Origin of the sequence: Pontibacter sp. JAM-7, from assembly GCF_048548695.2 — a bacterium.
In the GTDB taxonomy this organism is placed as follows: Bacteria; Pseudomonadota; Gammaproteobacteria; order Pseudomonadales; family Balneatricaceae; genus Neptuniibacter.
In genome coordinates this window covers 20,127-35,529 of the sequence record NZ_JBLYIF020000006.1, presented here as the reverse complement: position 1 = coordinate 35,529, position 15,403 = coordinate 20,127, and the positions used below count along the sequence as shown (strand labels likewise).

The 15,403-nt window shown below is 51.3% G+C and carries 14 protein-coding genes; 5 read left to right on the top strand and 9 right to left on the bottom strand.

Translation table 11 applies throughout. From position 1 onward, the window contains the following. The first annotated feature begins 2 nt into the window (after positions 1-2). A complete protein-coding gene (gene yjgA, locus ACFVYJ_RS09305) occupies positions 3-527 on the top strand; it encodes a ribosome biogenesis factor YjgA (RefSeq protein WP_419415312.1) in 525 nt (174 codons plus the stop codon). Then, the gene (locus ACFVYJ_RS09300; protein WP_419415313.1) at positions 508-1,494 is read left to right on the top strand and encodes an RluA family pseudouridine synthase; all 987 of its coding nucleotides are present in this window, start codon (positions 508-510) and stop codon (positions 1,492-1,494) included. The genes yjgA and ACFVYJ_RS09300 overlap by 20 nt, the downstream gene beginning before the upstream one ends. A gap of 98 nt (positions 1,495-1,592) precedes the next feature. On the opposite strand, the gene ACFVYJ_RS09295 is transcribed toward ACFVYJ_RS09300, so the two are convergent. Further along, positions 1,593-2,540, bottom strand: a complete 948-nt coding sequence (locus tag ACFVYJ_RS09295; RefSeq protein WP_419415314.1) for a sensor domain-containing diguanylate cyclase — start codon at positions 2,538-2,540, stop codon at positions 1,593-1,595. 237 nt (positions 2,541-2,777) lie between these two features. Further along, positions 2,778-3,587 carry an AraC family transcriptional regulator gene (locus ACFVYJ_RS09290; protein WP_419415315.1) on the bottom strand — a complete coding sequence of 270 codons (810 nt, stop codon included), beginning with the start codon at positions 3,585-3,587 and terminating at the stop codon, positions 2,778-2,780. A 93-nt stretch (positions 3,588-3,680) separates the two neighbouring features. On the opposite strand from ACFVYJ_RS09290, the gene ACFVYJ_RS09285 reads away from it, so the two are divergent. Together ACFVYJ_RS09285 and ACFVYJ_RS09280 are read left to right on the top strand one after the other, a co-directional pair. Continuing rightward, positions 3,681-5,066: an SLC13 family permease gene (locus tag ACFVYJ_RS09285; protein ID WP_419415316.1), complete on the top strand. Its 1,386-nt coding sequence runs from the start codon at positions 3,681-3,683 to the stop codon at positions 5,064-5,066. A gap of 143 nt (positions 5,067-5,209) precedes the next feature. Next, entirely contained in the window at positions 5,210-5,599 is a 390-nt protein-coding gene (locus tag ACFVYJ_RS09280; RefSeq protein ID WP_419415317.1) for a hypothetical protein, read from the top strand. A gap of 36 nt (positions 5,600-5,635) precedes the next feature. On the opposite strand, the gene ACFVYJ_RS09275 is transcribed toward ACFVYJ_RS09280, so the two are convergent. The 7 genes from ACFVYJ_RS09275 to ACFVYJ_RS09245 all read right to left on the bottom strand — a co-directional run bounded on the left by ACFVYJ_RS09275 (position 5,636) and on the right by ACFVYJ_RS09245 (position 14,875). Beyond that, positions 5,636-6,466 (bottom strand): carbon-nitrogen hydrolase family protein, encoded by an 831-nt coding sequence (locus tag ACFVYJ_RS09275; RefSeq protein ID WP_419415318.1) that lies wholly within the window; start codon positions 6,464-6,466, stop codon positions 5,636-5,638. A 3-nt stretch (positions 6,467-6,469) separates the two neighbouring features. After that, positions 6,470-10,294 (bottom strand): YhdP family protein, encoded by a 3,825-nt coding sequence (locus ACFVYJ_RS09270; protein ID WP_419415319.1) that lies wholly within the window; start codon positions 10,292-10,294, stop codon positions 6,470-6,472. Between the two features lie 20 nt (positions 10,295-10,314). Beyond that, entirely contained in the window at positions 10,315-11,787 is a 1,473-nt protein-coding gene (rng, locus tag ACFVYJ_RS09265; protein ID WP_419415320.1) for a ribonuclease G, read from the bottom strand. Positions 11,788-11,795: 8 nt separating this feature from the next. Then, positions 11,796-12,404, bottom strand: coding sequence for a Maf family protein (locus tag ACFVYJ_RS09260; RefSeq protein ID WP_419415321.1), 609 nt, complete (start codon positions 12,402-12,404; stop codon positions 11,796-11,798). Then, a complete protein-coding gene (mreD, locus tag ACFVYJ_RS09255; RefSeq protein ID WP_419415322.1) occupies positions 12,404-12,907 on the bottom strand; it encodes a rod shape-determining protein MreD in 504 nt (167 codons plus the stop codon). Before mreD ends, ACFVYJ_RS09260 begins: the two co-directional genes overlap by 1 nt. Beyond that, the gene (gene mreC / locus ACFVYJ_RS09250) at positions 12,904-13,764 is read right to left on the bottom strand and encodes a rod shape-determining protein MreC (protein WP_419415323.1); all 861 of its coding nucleotides are present in this window, start codon (positions 13,762-13,764) and stop codon (positions 12,904-12,906) included. Before mreC ends, mreD begins: the two co-directional genes overlap by 4 nt. 73 nt (positions 13,765-13,837) lie before the next feature. Continuing rightward, positions 13,838-14,875 (bottom strand): rod shape-determining protein, encoded by a 1,038-nt coding sequence (locus tag ACFVYJ_RS09245; protein ID WP_419415324.1) that lies wholly within the window; start codon positions 14,873-14,875, stop codon positions 13,838-13,840. A gap of 224 nt (positions 14,876-15,099) precedes the next feature. Here ACFVYJ_RS09245 and gatC point away from each other — a divergent pair, with 224 nt between their 5' ends. Next, positions 15,100-15,387, top strand: a complete 288-nt coding sequence (gene gatC, locus ACFVYJ_RS09240; RefSeq protein ID WP_419415325.1) for an Asp-tRNA(Asn)/Glu-tRNA(Gln) amidotransferase subunit GatC — start codon at positions 15,100-15,102, stop codon at positions 15,385-15,387. Positions 15,388-15,403: the final 16 nt, after the last annotated feature.

The window sequence follows — 15,403 nt, the reverse complement described above, 5'->3', positions numbered from 1 at the left end:
CTATGACCGAGCATGATCCATTCGATAAAACCCAGCCTGATAACGACCAGGAACTGGTTAGCAAAACCAAACTCAAACAGCAGATGCATGAACTGCAAGCATTGGGCACCCGGCTGGTGGAGTTAAATGCTGAGCAACTGGCGAAACTGTCACTGGATGACCGGCTGCTGCAAGCGATCGAAGAAGCGCGCCGTATTAAATCCAATGGTGCCATGAAGCGGCATATGCAGTTTATCGGCAAGCTACTGCGGGCCGAAGATGCTGAACAGATAGAACAGCAGATGGGGGTTTTTGAAGCAGGCAAACAAGCCCATACCCAACTGTTTCATAAACTAGAACGCTGGCGTGATCGACTGATAAATGAAGGCAACGATGCGCTGCAGAGCTATATTGATGGAAACCCTGAAGCAGATGTTCAGCACCTGCGTCAGCTGATCCGCAACGCACAAAAAGAACAGGCACAGAACAAACCGCCGGCCTCAGCCCGCAAGCTATTCAAGTACCTGCGTGAAGTTGCGGGTGCCTGAGCACCAAGTAGACTTGCAAAACAACGGGACAACGCTGCGTTTTCCCGTTTTCAAATCCGCAGCAGGTACTGATCTCCTCAATTTTTTACAACAACGCCTGCCCGCCAATCATGCGCAACAACTACCTGTCTGGCTGGACCAACAACAACTGTTTCTGAATAATATAGTACTTAGTGCAAATACTACCTTGCACCCAGGCCAGACCCTCTCTTTGCACCTGCCTGACCACCATGAAGCACCGGTGCAGACTGACTGGCACATCATCTGGCAGAACCATGAGCTAATGGTGGTCTACAAACCGCCACTGCTGCCGGTAAGCCGCACAACCCGAAATTTATATCACACCCTGATCTCGCTGGTACGCCGCGAAACTGAATGGCACCAGGCACAACTACTGCATCGCCTTGATACCGAAACAGACGGTTTGATCCTGCTGGCAAAAAACCGCACTGCAGATCGCAAATGGAAACCTAAATTGAATGAGTTGCTATTGCATAAACGCTACCACGCCCGCGTCTATGGCAGACCAGCTTGGCAGCATCAGCAGTGCGTCACGACACTGGCTGAACGTCCAGACAACCCGATCCGCTGTCAGATGTTTGTCGGCAGTGATCAATCAACTGGCAAATTATGCCAAAGTTATTTCACCTGCTTGGCACAGCAGCAATACCATGCCCTGATTGAATGCACACTGGTGACTGGCCGTCGCCACCAAATCAGAGCGCAGTTGGCTCACCTTGGTCACCCGATTGTAGCTGACAAAATATATGCGCATCAGGGAAGGTATTTCCTAAAACGGTTGGCAGATCCATTAACCGAACAGGACTACAGTAAGCTGGGAGGTGATCACCACCAACTCACCGCAGTAGCAATGACCCTCAGACCTGACCCAGAGCAAGCTCCCGTCGACCTGACACTGCCAGACCACCTCAACAAAACCTACCAGTATTTTTTAGCGATACACTAACTGGACAGAAGCAACTCAGAACCGCATGCGCTGAAATAACCAAGAACAAAGCACCTTACTGCGCCAGCACACTGTGAGCTGAGCGTAGCGCCCGATAGCTATGAACCGTACTGTATTTCCACCCGGTTACGCCCCTGCTCTTTGGCCTGATACAGCAGCTTATCAACGGTTTCGATAAAGCCTGTCATATCATCACCGGGGCTTGGCACTGTGGAACTGACACCAAGACTGATCGTCAGTACCTCACTAATGTCAGAGGCGGCATGAGGGATATGTTGTAACAGAACCTGTTCACGGCAGCGTTCAGCCATGGCACCCGCGGTTTCAGCATCTGTATCGCGCAAGATAAGGGCAAACTCCTCACCACCAAACCGAGCAATAAAGTCATTACTGCGACGGACAACCGACTTCAGGATTTCAGCCACCTGTTTCAGACATTCATCACCTTTGAGGTGCCCATAGTGATCGTTGTACTGCTTAAAACAATCAATATCCAACATGATCAGTGACAGTGGCTGCCTGCAGCGCAAGGCATGGCCCCACTCCATATCAAGAATGGAGTTAAACATACGCCGGTTTGCGATACCGGTCAGAGCATCGCTATACGACAGGTCTTCCAACTCCTGCTGCAACTGTAATAACCGCTGCTCTGTTGATTTTCGCTCGGTGATATCGAACATAAACCCAATCAGAGCGATGGTATCACCCTGCTCGTCGCGCACGACATGCACCACGTCCCGCAACCAGACATAGCTGCCGTCCTGAGTCAGAGCACGGTAATCCGCCTCATGATCCTGGCCATCACGAGACTGGGCAATACAAAAATTTACAACCGCCTCTCGATCATCCGGGTGCATCCGCTCAATCCAGTCATCAATACTCTTCCAGCTATTACGTTCCCAACCCAGCAATGACTCAATTTGCGGTCCAATATAACTAAACGTTAGCGTTTCCCATTCAATTTTCCAGGGTATCGCCTTGGTTGACTCCAGCAAGGTTTTATAAACTTCGCTGTCATCTTCCATCTCAAGATGATCTGTTTTCATTGACAACATTCCAGGTTGGAAAAATCAGCTGCGTGTAAAAGATTATACTGCCAGTAATCGAACACATAACATATCAATCTCGGAATACTTTTGCCGCAAAACAGCCGGGACAAGGAAAAATCACTGCGACAACGCGCAAACCATGCAGGTCGATAACCCGTCAAACACCCATCAACCTGCCTATGTCACTACTGCACCCGACCTATGCCCACAACGGCAAAGCGATTTGTTTAAGAGTTAGCCTTGGGACTGTATGCGAAAATACTGCCCCGGGGATATGCCAAGCGCTTTACGAAACATCGCAACAAAAGCACTCGAGCTACGATAACCCAACTCTAACGCCACATGTGTCACGGGTTCACCTTTTCCCAATCGATTAATTGCCTCGTGCAACAATAATTGCTTACGCCATTGCTGAAATGTCATACCTGTTTCTTTGATGAACAGCCGACTTAACGTACGTTCGCTGGCGCCCACCTTAGCTGCCCAAAATGTCAGCCCATTTTCAGCACTGGGCTGAGCAATCATACCCTGCATAATTCTTCGCACGCGGCGGTCAGTGGCAGCGGGCAGGTGCAGCAGTGAAGGTTTAAGAGCCTGTAATTCATCCAAAATCACGGCACAAATTCGGCTGGCAGGACTCTCTGCATCATACTGCTCACCAAAATCAGACACCCGGCTGATCAGCTCACGCAGTAACGGGGATACCTCAACTACACTGCACTCCTTGGGAAACCGCGCCAGGCAACTCGGATCAATAAATAAGTGGCGAATTTCAGACGTCACTTCAGGATTTACCGAATGCCTAATACCTCCAGGTATCCACACCGCCTGTGACGGTGGTACCACCCAACTACCCGAATCAGTAAACACCTTAATCACCCCGGAAGCGGCGTAAGCAAGCTGACCACGAGGATGACTATGAAAATCGAATTCAAAGTCAGTCAAAATCACATCACGCAGTCCCAGAATAGGCATCGCCGGATCAATCCGCATACCCAACCGGGAGCGAAAACGTTTACGAGGCGTCAGTACCTGATCAATCATATGTCTTCTATTCGATACAAATTGTCACTTTATCGACTTTAAACAATAGCAATGTTTGTCAAAATTAGTCCATACACACTTGGGGGTTTGGCTATGCGACTTCACCTTGCACCTTCACAGATTACGGCACTGGTCCTCATACCCTTGCTCTCGGTCAGCCTGCTGCTCAGCCCTGCGGTTGAGATATTAACCGAGGTACAACTGCGTGCCGCTCTTTTAATCATGGGCGGCATGGTGCTGTTTGCCACCGGTGCGCTGCCTGAGTTTGTCAGTGCACTCGTGGTTCTGGTTTTAGCTATGTTAATAGCCGTCGCCCCCGCCGCTGTCGTGTTTTCAGGCCTGACGTCAACCGCCTGCTGGCTGATTTTTTCCGGCATGGTGCTCGGTATCGCCATCACTGAAACCGGGCTGGCCCAGCGTATCTCTAACCGTTTCGTACCCCGCCTCAGCCGCAGCTATCTGAGCCTGATCAGCGGTATTGTTTTTATGGGTGTGCTATTGGGATTGGTGATGCCCTCTTCCGTAGGACGTGTGATGCTGTTCGTACCTCTGGCACTGCTCATTGCCCAGAGCTGCGGGTTTGAAAAAGGCAATAACGGCCAAACCGGCGTTCTGTTAGCCGCCGCGTTTGGTTGCCACCTACCGACCTTTGCCATATTACCTGCCAATATTCCCAATATGATCATGATCGGTTCAGCCGAAACCATTCATGGCTGGACACCACAATTTGCTGAATACCTGTTACTGCACTTCCCGGTGCTGGGTTTTCTGAAGGCTCTGTTATTGATTGGCATCATTGTCCGCCTTTACCCCGATACTCCGAAACGCAACAATCAACCAGCGGGTAACGGCCACTTCAGTCGCTGTGAAATACGCTTGATGGTCATTATGCTGACCACGCTGGCGTTCTGGATGACCGATTCACTACATCATATCTCTGCGGCCTGGATCGGTCTCGCCGCTGCCACCTTGTTATTGCTGCCCGGTATCGGCATGGTATCTGCCAAAAGCTTTAACGAGAAAGTGAATATCAGCTCCATTCTCGTGGTGGCTGGCTTACTCGGTATTGCCGGCTTAATTAATCACAGCGGTATCAGCCAGATAGCGGGCGAGAAAGTGCTTAACTGGTTACCTCTGAGTCCGGGTAGTGACCTGATAAATTTCGTTTCCCTCTCCATCGGCGCAACCGCCATCGGTGTCATGGCCACACTGGCGGGGGTACCTGCCACACTGACACCTCTGGCTGAGCAAATCAGCACAATGACCGGATTCAGCCTTGAGGCAGTGCTTATGACTCAGGTTTTCGGCTTCTCGACAGTTGTATTCACCTACCAGTCGATACCCATCATGATGGCAATGCCACTGGCCGGCTTGCCAATGAAACATGCCGCCCGGCTCTGTCTGATTCTGGCAGCACTGACACTGTTGATTCTGCTGCCGCTTGATTACCTGTGGTGGCAGCTGCTGGGCTGGATTTAACACCCAGAGTGAAATAACTATCGTGAATTACACAGCAGCGAGATTTTTTTTCACTTACACCAACCCGATCCTGTTCTAGGCTTTGAATATACACCGGCAAATAAACACCTCTGTAAAGCAGTACATACAAGCGCCGGAGGTCTATGGATATGGACATATGCAGCAATTACCGCTTTCAATCCAGTCTAGCTGGCTGGCTATACAAATTATTATTGCTGGCTTTAATGAGCCTGCTTACAGCGCCCCTTTTCGCGCAAGATAACCCATATAACCTGCCTTCACTCTACAGCGACCCTGGCTCAACAGCAGATACCGAACCGTTAGATGCCATGCAAAAAAGTCTACGTGGTCGTAAACGTCTGGAGCAGTCGCTAAAAAGCTATACCCGCACCCAGCTGGGCCGCGATTCAATTATTTACCTGCAAAAAGATGGCATAAAACTGGAAACAAAATATCGCCAAGGGGATGTTCGAACTGAGTTAGAGACTCATGACGATAATGAGGTAACCTTCACACTGAAGGTATCATTTTAATGTGTAGATATTACCCCGCCTAAGGTCGCAGACATTTCAGCAACCTGCTTGATTGCGATGATCCAGCAACGGCATTTGCGTCCGGCATTGCCGTACCAAGGCAGGATCAAGATCGGCAACAACAACTCCTGGCCCGTCCTCGATTTGCTCTGCCAAAATCCGTCCCCAAGGATCAACAATCATAGAATGACCCCAGGTACGGCGGGTTTTACTATGGCAACCACCCTGATTGGCCGCCAGCATATAACTCTGGGTTTCAATGGCTCGTGCACGAATCAGGCACTCCCAGTGCGCCTCTCCCGTGGCATAAGTAAACGCAGCCGGCATCATTAGCAGGTCCGCACCCTGTTCACGTAAGCGCTGATACAGCTCAGGAAAACGCAGGTCGTAACAGATACTCAATCCGAGAGAAAACCTGTCAAGCTTAACCACTTGCAACGTTTCACCCGGTTCAATCAGATCAGATTCTCGGTAGCTACCCTGTGCATCGGCAACATCAACATCAAACAGATGAATCTTGTCATAACTGGCCTGTAGATTACCCTGAGGATCAAACACCAGACAGCGCGCCCTAACCCTGTTCTGCACAAAACTGCCATCCGGACGTCTTGCCACCGGCAGGCTACCCGCCACCACAGTAATGCCATAACAACGCGACCAGTCTGCTAGCGTGGCGTGAATCTGTTGTTGTCGGCTGTCTGTGTGTGCCAATTCCAGCAAGCCAGCAGACTCTAACAGGGCAAAATTTTCCGGCAGCAGCAGCAACGTAGCTCCCTGCTCAGCAGCCTGTTGCACCAACCCAGCCGCCTGCTGCAAGTTCTTCTCAAGATCAGCAGTAGAGACCATCTGCAACGCTGCGACACGCATCAGTCATTCTCCGGACTCAGGCAAAACGATACCTGGCGTTGATTGAGATTTGCTGTTATCCGGCAAAGGGCCAAACTGCGCCTCTGGGTTACTCCAGCTACCTGCAATGTGATATTTGACGGTGGTGAATTTCTCCAACGGGTCACCCAGCAGTTTATCCAGCAAGAACACCGCCCCCGCCACCTGAGGCGCGCCCAACAGGACACTGACCAGTGGAATATTACCGGTCACCGGCAACGCCACTTCGATATCTTTATCTACCGTTTCGTTGACCAAATCTAAACTGCCGGTTAATGCCATATTGGCGGAGGGTCCGGTTAAAAGAAACGGTGAGCGCGTTTTAGCCACACCTTGATGAATCTCATAACTGGCATCCATCAGGTCAAAAGCAACCCCACTTTTAAACAGATCGGTGAAATCCAACCGCAAACGACGACTCAGAGACTGCAGATTAAGAATGCCAAACACCCGCAACAGGTTGCCACTGTTACCGACGTCCAACAACCGCCCATTGCGTGCTTTAAAATCAACCTGCCCAGCCAAACCCGCCAACTCAAAATCCCAAGGTGCACCCGGCCAGCTAAGTTGCGCAAAACCGTTCAACTTTTCAGTCTCTACCGCCTTGGCATAACCCCAGGTAGCTAGTGCCTGGCCAAAGTTGTCCGTTTTAATATTCAACGACAGTTCAGTGAGTGCTCGTCCATTATCCTGCCAGTCCAACTCACCCTGAATTTTCGTACCGTGCATGTCTGCCCGAATCTGTTCCACATTCAGCTGGTTCTGTTCCGGGCGCAGCAGCATCGACCAACTACCCAAGGATTTCTGGTTGACCCTAAGGTCCGCAATTTCAACATTCATCTGTGGAATATCTTCAGGCTTAGGCCCAGCTTCTGGTGCAGAAGGGGACTGCTCTGCAGATGGTTTACTGGTTTGCAAATACAGATGCGCCAACTTCAGCGTCATTGGCTGATCAGTCTCCGTAGGCAATAACAACTGCCCTTTGAGCCGCACAGATTCTCCCTGTATTAACCAACCCTGGTTATCCGGTACCACTGTCGCTGTCAAATCTTGCAACTCCAGGCCGCCAAGGGTAAACAGGCCGGTACTGACATTGACCTCCTGCAACACCGCCCCTTTAGGCTGTTCACCCGACGCGGCCAGTAGACCGCTGCTTTGTAAGAACTGTTTAAGTTGCGAAAAGTCGACTGAGGGCAGGTGACCATCTACCCATATACCGTCAAAATCAGGCAATTTTGGTGAGGCATCACCTAAGGTGAAACGCGCTTTACGAATGGTGCCAAACTGGGTTTGCGCTACACCACTTAAGCTATCTCCCAAATTAAAGCGCAACATACGTGGTACATCACTATCACCGCCAACATCGGCCAGTAGATCAAATGGCACCACTGTAGACGCTGCTTTGCCGAGGCCATCAGGTGCCTGAATGGAAACCCCTTTAAGGTCACTTCGCAGGCTAAACTGACGGCAGGTCTGATCAGGGCATAGCTCCAGTTGTGCCTGGTAATTGAGTGAACCGTCAGCAATCTTTAATAGGTCCAGGTCCAACCATTTACGCACCTGCGCCACAGGCGCCGATCCATCCAGGTTGATACGGGTCGATCCACCTCTGGCCGTTTTGATATCGCCCTTCACCGACTGGCCGAACAATTGGCCGGTAATCGATGGGCTATTCAAACCACTACGGCTATCAAAATTAATGCGGCCGGCTAAGTTACTCAGGTTCAAGCCAAGTGCGGGAGAGTTAAAACGCCCCTTTACCACATCACTGTTGACCTGGACCGCCAACTTTCCGGACTGGGTTACAGGAATCGCCAGCTGTAGCAAGGTCTGACTATCGCCATCCATCTGCCAGCCGGCCAGACCTTCGCCCACCGTTTGCCGCAAAGGCGTTTCTGCCAACAAGCGCTCAAGATCCTTCAATGACCCGGATAAAGCACCGGTGAGCAGCAGCTCGGGGTGACTGTTTCGCAGGTAGGCATTCACATATTCAAGCTGGGTATCATAAATTTGCCCACCCTCAGCTTCTATTTGCAGATTACCTTCCCGGTAGTAGACAAACGCATTGGTATTTTGCACCGGCGGCCAGCCTTCCTGGTAGGCAAAATCCACTGCCTGCGTATCGAAGAACATCTGCACGCTGGGCGACTGAAAGTCGTCCAGGCGACGGCGCGTATCACCATTCAATACCAGACCTGCACGCTTAACCTGACCACCCTGCAGTGCTTTGACTAACCAACTGTATAAATTGTCACCCACCACATCAGGAGGGATATAGTGTTGCGCCTGCGTCCCCTGACTATTTTCCATGCCTATCATCAACGTCAGGCTGGTCTGCTGATCCTTGCTGTAAGGCAAACTAATACTAAACCGCCCAGCAGCCGTCACTTGGCTGTCAGACAAGTGCAACAGTTGCGAACCAACAATCACATCCTGGTCACGAAAGTGCCAATTAATCACACCATTTGCTTGTTGGTAATGCCAGGGCGCACGGTAAAGATGAGGAAAATAGAGGCTAAAATCCTGACTATTAAGGTGTATCGCCCCCCCCGTTGGGGACAAACGTATAAGCCCTGACACCCCCCCCAGTGCAGGGACATCATGCCATGCATCTATACTGACCTGATCAAGATCAGCTTCTAGCTGAAACTCCTGCCATACGGCCGGGTTATGCCACTGAACCACAAGGTTACGAATATCACCACGGGGCGCCATGGTGGCAAATATCTCTTCGATCTGCTGCGGCAACAGCTGATGACTGCTCAACCAGGTTTGCAGCTCGGCCAAAGGCATGGCATCCAGCAACAGTTGAGTGGGTAATATCTGCCCCGATTGCCGTACCAGGTTCAAGCCGATCAGCGGCAATTCAAGCGTCTGCTCTCCCCCCACGGAAGCCTCTGTTACCTGAAACTGATAACCAGAGCCTTGCTTAACCAAGGCGGTTTTTAGTTGCAGTTGGTTTAACTGGTATTGCGCAAACTGCAGCTGGTTCAGAGAAGTGCTGCCGATAAAGTACTCAAGTTGACCGTCGCTGACTTGCCCCCACAGTTTTTGAGAGGCCTGCAACGAGGTCACTTGAACCCCGGCGAGTGACAACCAGGGGTTCAGGATCGCCTGGTTCAGATGATCCAGTTCTAAATACAGCCGGATCGGCGCTTTTTTCGGATTCCCCAACACCTCAGCAAAGAAGTTGAGGTTTGTCGGCTCCTCTTTACTGGTTAAACGTGCCTGCAACTGCAACTGGTGCAACCGCCCATCGTGTCGCAGGCTGAGCTGCAACGGTGAGAGCTCAAGCATCTCGCCAGCATGGGTAATGTACTGCAACCGGGTGTTATGCAGACTGATCGCTTGCTGCGACAATACCAAAGAGAGAAGACGCGCGGGCAGTTCAGAATCTGATACGTGGTCAGGAGATACGATTTTATCCCGGCCTGTCGATGCTGCCTGAGTCAGGCTCAGATGCAAGCCATCCAGCTCTAACCGATTAAATACCGGCCGCAGCTGACGTACACTCGCCCCGAGATCCAGTGCCAGATACGCCTGATCCAGCGATAATTGCACACCGGGTGAACCAGCAATATCCTGCAAGCTGAGCCCCTGTAAATGCAAGACAGGAAAACCCTGCTGCCAATCTGCCTGCAGATTTTCCACTAGCACCTGTGCCTGCAAGCGGGCACCCAACCAGCTGAGCAGCTCTTCCTGATGGTTGCTCAGCTGAGGCCAACAAAGGCGCAACAACAACACCAGCATGGCCGCCAGTGCCATTAAGGTCACCAGCAACCAGTAAGCTGCCCATAATACGCTTCGCATAGATCCCAGCACGAAGCGGGTTACCTTAAGACAACATCAAAACTTTCAATGCTGTACATCGGTTCAGCCTGAAAGCGGATGGTTTTACCAATAAAGCTTTCCAGCTCGGCGACATGGCTGGATGCATCATCCAGCAAATAATCCACCACCCCTTGAGCCGCCAAAACTAAATAGGTTTCGGTATCGTAAGCGCGATGCTGGCGTAAAATTTCACGGAAAATCTCATAACAAACCGTTTCCGGTGTTTTGATCGAGCCACGCCCTTGGCATTCATTACAGGTGTCACACAATACCTGCTCAAGACTTTCTCTGGTGCGTTTGCGAGTCATTTCGACCAAACCAAGTTCCGATACTCCGGTTACCTTGCACTTGGCATGATCTTTTTCCAGCATCCGTTCCAGCGTACGTAGCACCTGACGACGATGATCTTCATCTTCCATATCAATGAAATCGATGATGATGATGCCGCCCAAATTCCTTAACCGTAACTGACGCCCTATAGCGGTCGCCGCTTCCAGGTTAGTTTTGAAAATGGTTTCTTCCAGGTTACGGTGACCGACAAAAGCACCGGTATTGACATCAACGGTGGTCATCGCCTCCGTCTGATCGAAGATCACATAGCCGCCTGATTTAAGATCCACCTTACGTCCCAGTGCCTTCTGCATCTCCTCTTCGACATTAAACAGGTCAAAGATAGGGCGCTCACCTGGGTAATACTCCAGTACATCCGTGATTTCAGGTACCAGTGCATTGGCAAATTCCTCGGCCTTAACAAAGGTTTCACGGGAATCGATACGAATCCGTTCTAAACCACCATGGGCCATATCACGCAGTGCCCGCATATGCAGGGGCAGATCTTCATATATCACACTGGGCGCTGTGGCATTGCTGATCTTTTTCTGAATCGAACCCCACAACCGATACAGAAACTGTATATCAGATTCTAACTCGGTTTCACTGGCTCCTTCCGTTACCGTACGCAGGATATAACCCATATCGGCACTTTCAACCGAACCCTGTTCAACAATCTGCTGCATCAGGCCCCTCAAGCGTTCGCGCTCATCCGGGTCTTCAATACGCTGAGAGATACCGATATGACTGGTACCCGGCATGCACACCAGATAACGGGATGGCAGGGACAGATGAGTCGTCAGCCGCGCCCCTTTGGTGCCAATAGGGTCTTTTGTGACCTGCACCAGCAGCGACTGCCCTTCTCTCAGTTCATGAGCAATAGAGGCAGTGCTTTTTTCTTCATGGCTAGCCCCTGACGGCAACACGTCTTCAACATGAATAAAAGCTGCACGCTCCAGACCGATATCAACAAACGCGGCCTGCATCCCAGGGAGCACGCGCACAACCTTTCCCTGATAAATGTTGCCAACAATGCCTCGTCGGTTTACCCGCTCGACATAGACTTCCTGAGGCATGCCATTTTCGATCAACGCCACCCGTGTTTCCATCGGGGTGAAGTTAATCAGAATCTCCTCTCCCATCTGCTTTCCTATGCTGTCTGCTGCCAGATTTGAATATCTGCTTTACGAAGCAGTACCGCGGTCTCCGCCAACGGCAAACCTACTACTGCAGAATAACTGCCACGGATCTGTCTGACAAACACCGCGCCCAGTCCCTGAATCGCATAACTACCGGCTTTGTCATAAGGTTCGCCAGTCAACCAATAAGCTCGACACATCTCAGGCGTCAGAGGCTCAAACTCTACTTCGGTTGTGACCACACAAGTGTGACTTTGTTCTCCATCAACCAGTGCAACTGCAGTCAGTACTTGATGGGTCTGTCTGGATAACTGCATCAACGTGGTTACCGTATCCTCTTCGGAATCGGGTTTACCAAGAATCTGTCCCTGAAAATGCACTGTGGTATCCGCCCCTAACACCGGCTGTTTATGCTCCAATGCGGCATAACAGGCTTGAGCTTTTGCCAACGCCAGTCGGGCAACATAATCATGCGCCGTTTCATTCGCTAAAGGCGTTTCATCAAGGTCTACCGGGGCAACCGCAAACTTGACACCAATCTGTGTCAACAGCTCACGGCGCCGGGGCGATGCCGATGCGAGTATAAGATCAGTGCGGGTAGAACAAGTTGATTCAGCCACTAACGAATCCTGAAAAAGCGCCGTACTCCCCGCAGCACAACAAACAGCCACGGCCAGATAATGCCACTGGCTAAACAGGGAAGCAGAAAATACAAGCTGTCACCGGTATAACCGGTAAAAGCCTGCATCCAATGAAAGATCAGCTGATTGATACCTATCAGCACCATAACCATCATCGATTGCTGTACTCTGGGATACATACGCAACCGTTGATGCAGTACCAGCGTGACGAACGCAATTATGGTTAAAGAGAGCGCATTCAGGCCCAGTACACTGCCTTTGATCACATCCAGCATCAAGCCGAGCAAAAACGCCGAACCCATGCCAATTCGATGCGGCAGTGCCATCACCCAATAAATCAGAATCAGAGCCACCCATTCCGGGCGGCCCCACTCGATGAAATGCGGCAGGGGGATCTGGCTGAGCATCAGCCCAACGAGAAACGTTGCCAGAATAATTAGCCCGCCGCTGCCCGGCGACGCTGCGGCCTGCTGGTTAATCACGGTGTTACCTCTGCCACCTCGGCATTGATTTGCCGCAACTGCCGAGGCATTTTCACCAGCAATAGATGGCGACTCTTATCCAACAGGGCCGTCGGTTTAATGCGTACTCGGGCAAATGGCTGCCCCGGATCACGCACCACGTCAGATACCCGCGCCACTGGGTATCCACGCGGGAAACGTCCGGCAAGACCAGAAGTAACGATTAAATCTCCAACACGGATATCTGCCGTATCCGGTACGTGCTCCAGCTCCAGCTCATCCACTTGCCCCTTACCCAGCGCAATTGAACGAAAGCCATTCCGGTTAACCTCCACCGGCAAAGCATGGCGGGCATCAGTGATCAGCAGTACACGGCTCGTGTAATGTGACATCTCGGTCACCTGCCCCATCACACCACCAGCATCCAGTACTGGCTGCCCAATAAAGACCTTATTTTCAGTACCTCGGTTAATAATGACCTGGTGCTGAAAAGGATCAGGATTCACACCGATTAACTCAACCAGCTCCACTTCATGGCGAACTCGCTTGCGCCCTTCAAGCAACCGGCGTAGCTGGCTGTTTTCTTCCGTAAGGCTGTCAATCTGTTGCACCTGGTGGGCAAGCTGCAGATTCTCAGTCTTCAGCATTGCGTTTTCCTTGATCAGCAACCGCCGATCCACCACCAGATCTGACACCTCTCCCGCAACACGGCTGGGCACATCGACAAACCATTGCAGCGGGGTCAATAACAGAGAGATAAATGCGCGACCTTCCTGCACTCGAGACGAGAGTAAATTAACAGTGATTAAAATAATCGCCAGCAGGAAGAGGACGAGGAAGCGCCGGCTTTGCGACCGGCCCCGGAAAAGAAGTTTCACCGGTCACCCCCCCTGCCGAAGGCAAGGCAGCTGACCGGGCGTAGTTAGCAAAAACTGAGCACGGCTGAGGTGCTCAATCATAGCTAACCAGTTCAAAACCATGTTTATCGAGCATTTCAAGTGCACGACCACCACCACGCGCTACACAAGTAAGCGGGTCTTCAGCAACAATCACCGGCAAGCCGGTTTCCTCGCTGATCAAACGATCAATATTACGCAGTAACGCACCACCACCTGTCAGCACAATACCGCGTTCGGCGATATCCGACGCCAACTCAGGCGGGCATTGTTCTAACGCACTTTTGACTGCCTGAACAATCGCAGACAACGGTTCCTGCAATGCTTCCAGAATTTCATTACTGTTCAGGGTAAAACTGCGTGGAATACCCTCAGCCAGATTACGACCACGTACATCGATTTCACGTACCTCAGGCGACGGATAAGCGGTACCAATTTCCTGTTTAATGCGCTCTGCGGTTGAATCGCCGATCAAGCTGCCGTAATTACGGCGCACGTAAGTCACGATGTATTCATCAAACCGATCGCCGCCTAGGCGCACAGAATCCGCATAAACAATGCCATTCAGGGAGATCACTGCGATCTCGGTGGTGCCACCACCAATGTCTACCACCATGGAACCACTGGCTTCATCCACAGGCAGCCCTGCACCAATCGCAGCAGCCATTGGCTCATCGATCAGGTAAACCTCACGGGCACCAGCACCCATGGCGGACTCTTTGATCGCACGACGCTCGACCTGTGTCGATTTGCAAGGCACACACACCAACACCCGAGGGCTGGGGGTCAGGAAGTTTGTATCATGCACCTTGCTGATAAAATATTGCAGCATCTTTTCGGTCACATGAAAGTCGGCGATCACCCCGTCCTTCATAGGACGGATAGCCGTAATCGATCCCGGCGTACGTCCCAACATCCGTTTCGCATCTGTGCCGACCGCAGCAACCGACTTTTGGTTACCTGTCTGGCGAATTGCGACCACAGAGGGTTCGTTTAGCACGATATCCTTATCACGGACATAGATCAGCGTGTTAGCGGTGCCCAAGTCAATGGACAAATCACTAGAAAAAAGACCACGGATTTTTTTGAGCATTATAATTGGGAGTCCTAGAATTCTGCTGGCCTTGTTGCCACTGGATCCTGAAATCCCGTAACTCTATCAACGGCAGCGGGTTTCGGCAAGCGACAATACAGTGCCAGACAGCGAAATCTCAGCCTTTGCAGCCTTCTGCCTTACTCGCCAGTATGGTATGGTACGGCTCTTGTCCAAATCGCGTTTCCTGACGCCTGACATTACCACGGCCGCGAGAGAAAATTATGTCCCTTGATCGTTCCGATGTGGAAAAAATTGCCCATCTGGCACGCCTGCAGATTGCCGAGCAGGATATCCCTGAATACACCCAGAATCTGACCAATATTCTGCAGTTGGTTGACCAGTTACAAGCCGTCGACACCACCGGCATCGAGCCTATGGCCCACCCGCTTGATGCTGTTCAGCGCCTGCGGGAAGACACCGTAACTGAACCCAACCAGCGTGAGCAGCTGCAATCAATTGCACCTGCCGTAGAAGCGGGCCTGTTTTTGGTCCCACGCGTTATCGAATAAGCCATCCGGTTCAGGA

What these genes read in the sequence shown, in the direction of transcription:
- yjgA (WP_419415312.1), top strand. Translation starts at nt 3, where the DNA reads ATGACCGAGCATGATCCATTCGATAAAACCCAGCCTGATAACGACCAG.
- ACFVYJ_RS09295 (WP_419415314.1), bottom strand. Translation starts at nt 2,540, where the DNA reads ATGAAAACAGATCATCTTGAGATGGAAGATGACAGCGAAGTTTATAAA.
- ACFVYJ_RS09290 (WP_419415315.1), bottom strand. Translation starts at nt 3,587, where the DNA reads ATGATTGATCAGGTACTGACGCCTCGTAAACGTTTTCGCTCCCGGTTG.
- ACFVYJ_RS09285 (WP_419415316.1), top strand. Translation starts at nt 3,681, where the DNA reads ATGCGACTTCACCTTGCACCTTCACAGATTACGGCACTGGTCCTCATA.
- ACFVYJ_RS09280 (WP_419415317.1), top strand. Translation starts at nt 5,210, where the DNA reads ATGGATATGGACATATGCAGCAATTACCGCTTTCAATCCAGTCTAGCT.
- ACFVYJ_RS09275 (WP_419415318.1), bottom strand. Translation starts at nt 6,466, where the DNA reads ATGCGTGTCGCAGCGTTGCAGATGGTCTCTACTGCTGATCTTGAGAAG.
- ACFVYJ_RS09270 (WP_419415319.1), bottom strand. Translation starts at nt 10,294, where the DNA reads ATGCGAAGCGTATTATGGGCAGCTTACTGGTTGCTGGTGACCTTAATG.
- rng (WP_419415320.1), bottom strand. Translation starts at nt 11,787, where the DNA reads ATGGGAGAGGAGATTCTGATTAACTTCACCCCGATGGAAACACGGGTG.
- ACFVYJ_RS09245 (WP_419415324.1), bottom strand. Translation starts at nt 14,875, where the DNA reads ATGCTCAAAAAAATCCGTGGTCTTTTTTCTAGTGATTTGTCCATTGAC.
- gatC (WP_419415325.1), top strand. Translation starts at nt 15,100, where the DNA reads ATGTCCCTTGATCGTTCCGATGTGGAAAAAATTGCCCATCTGGCACGC.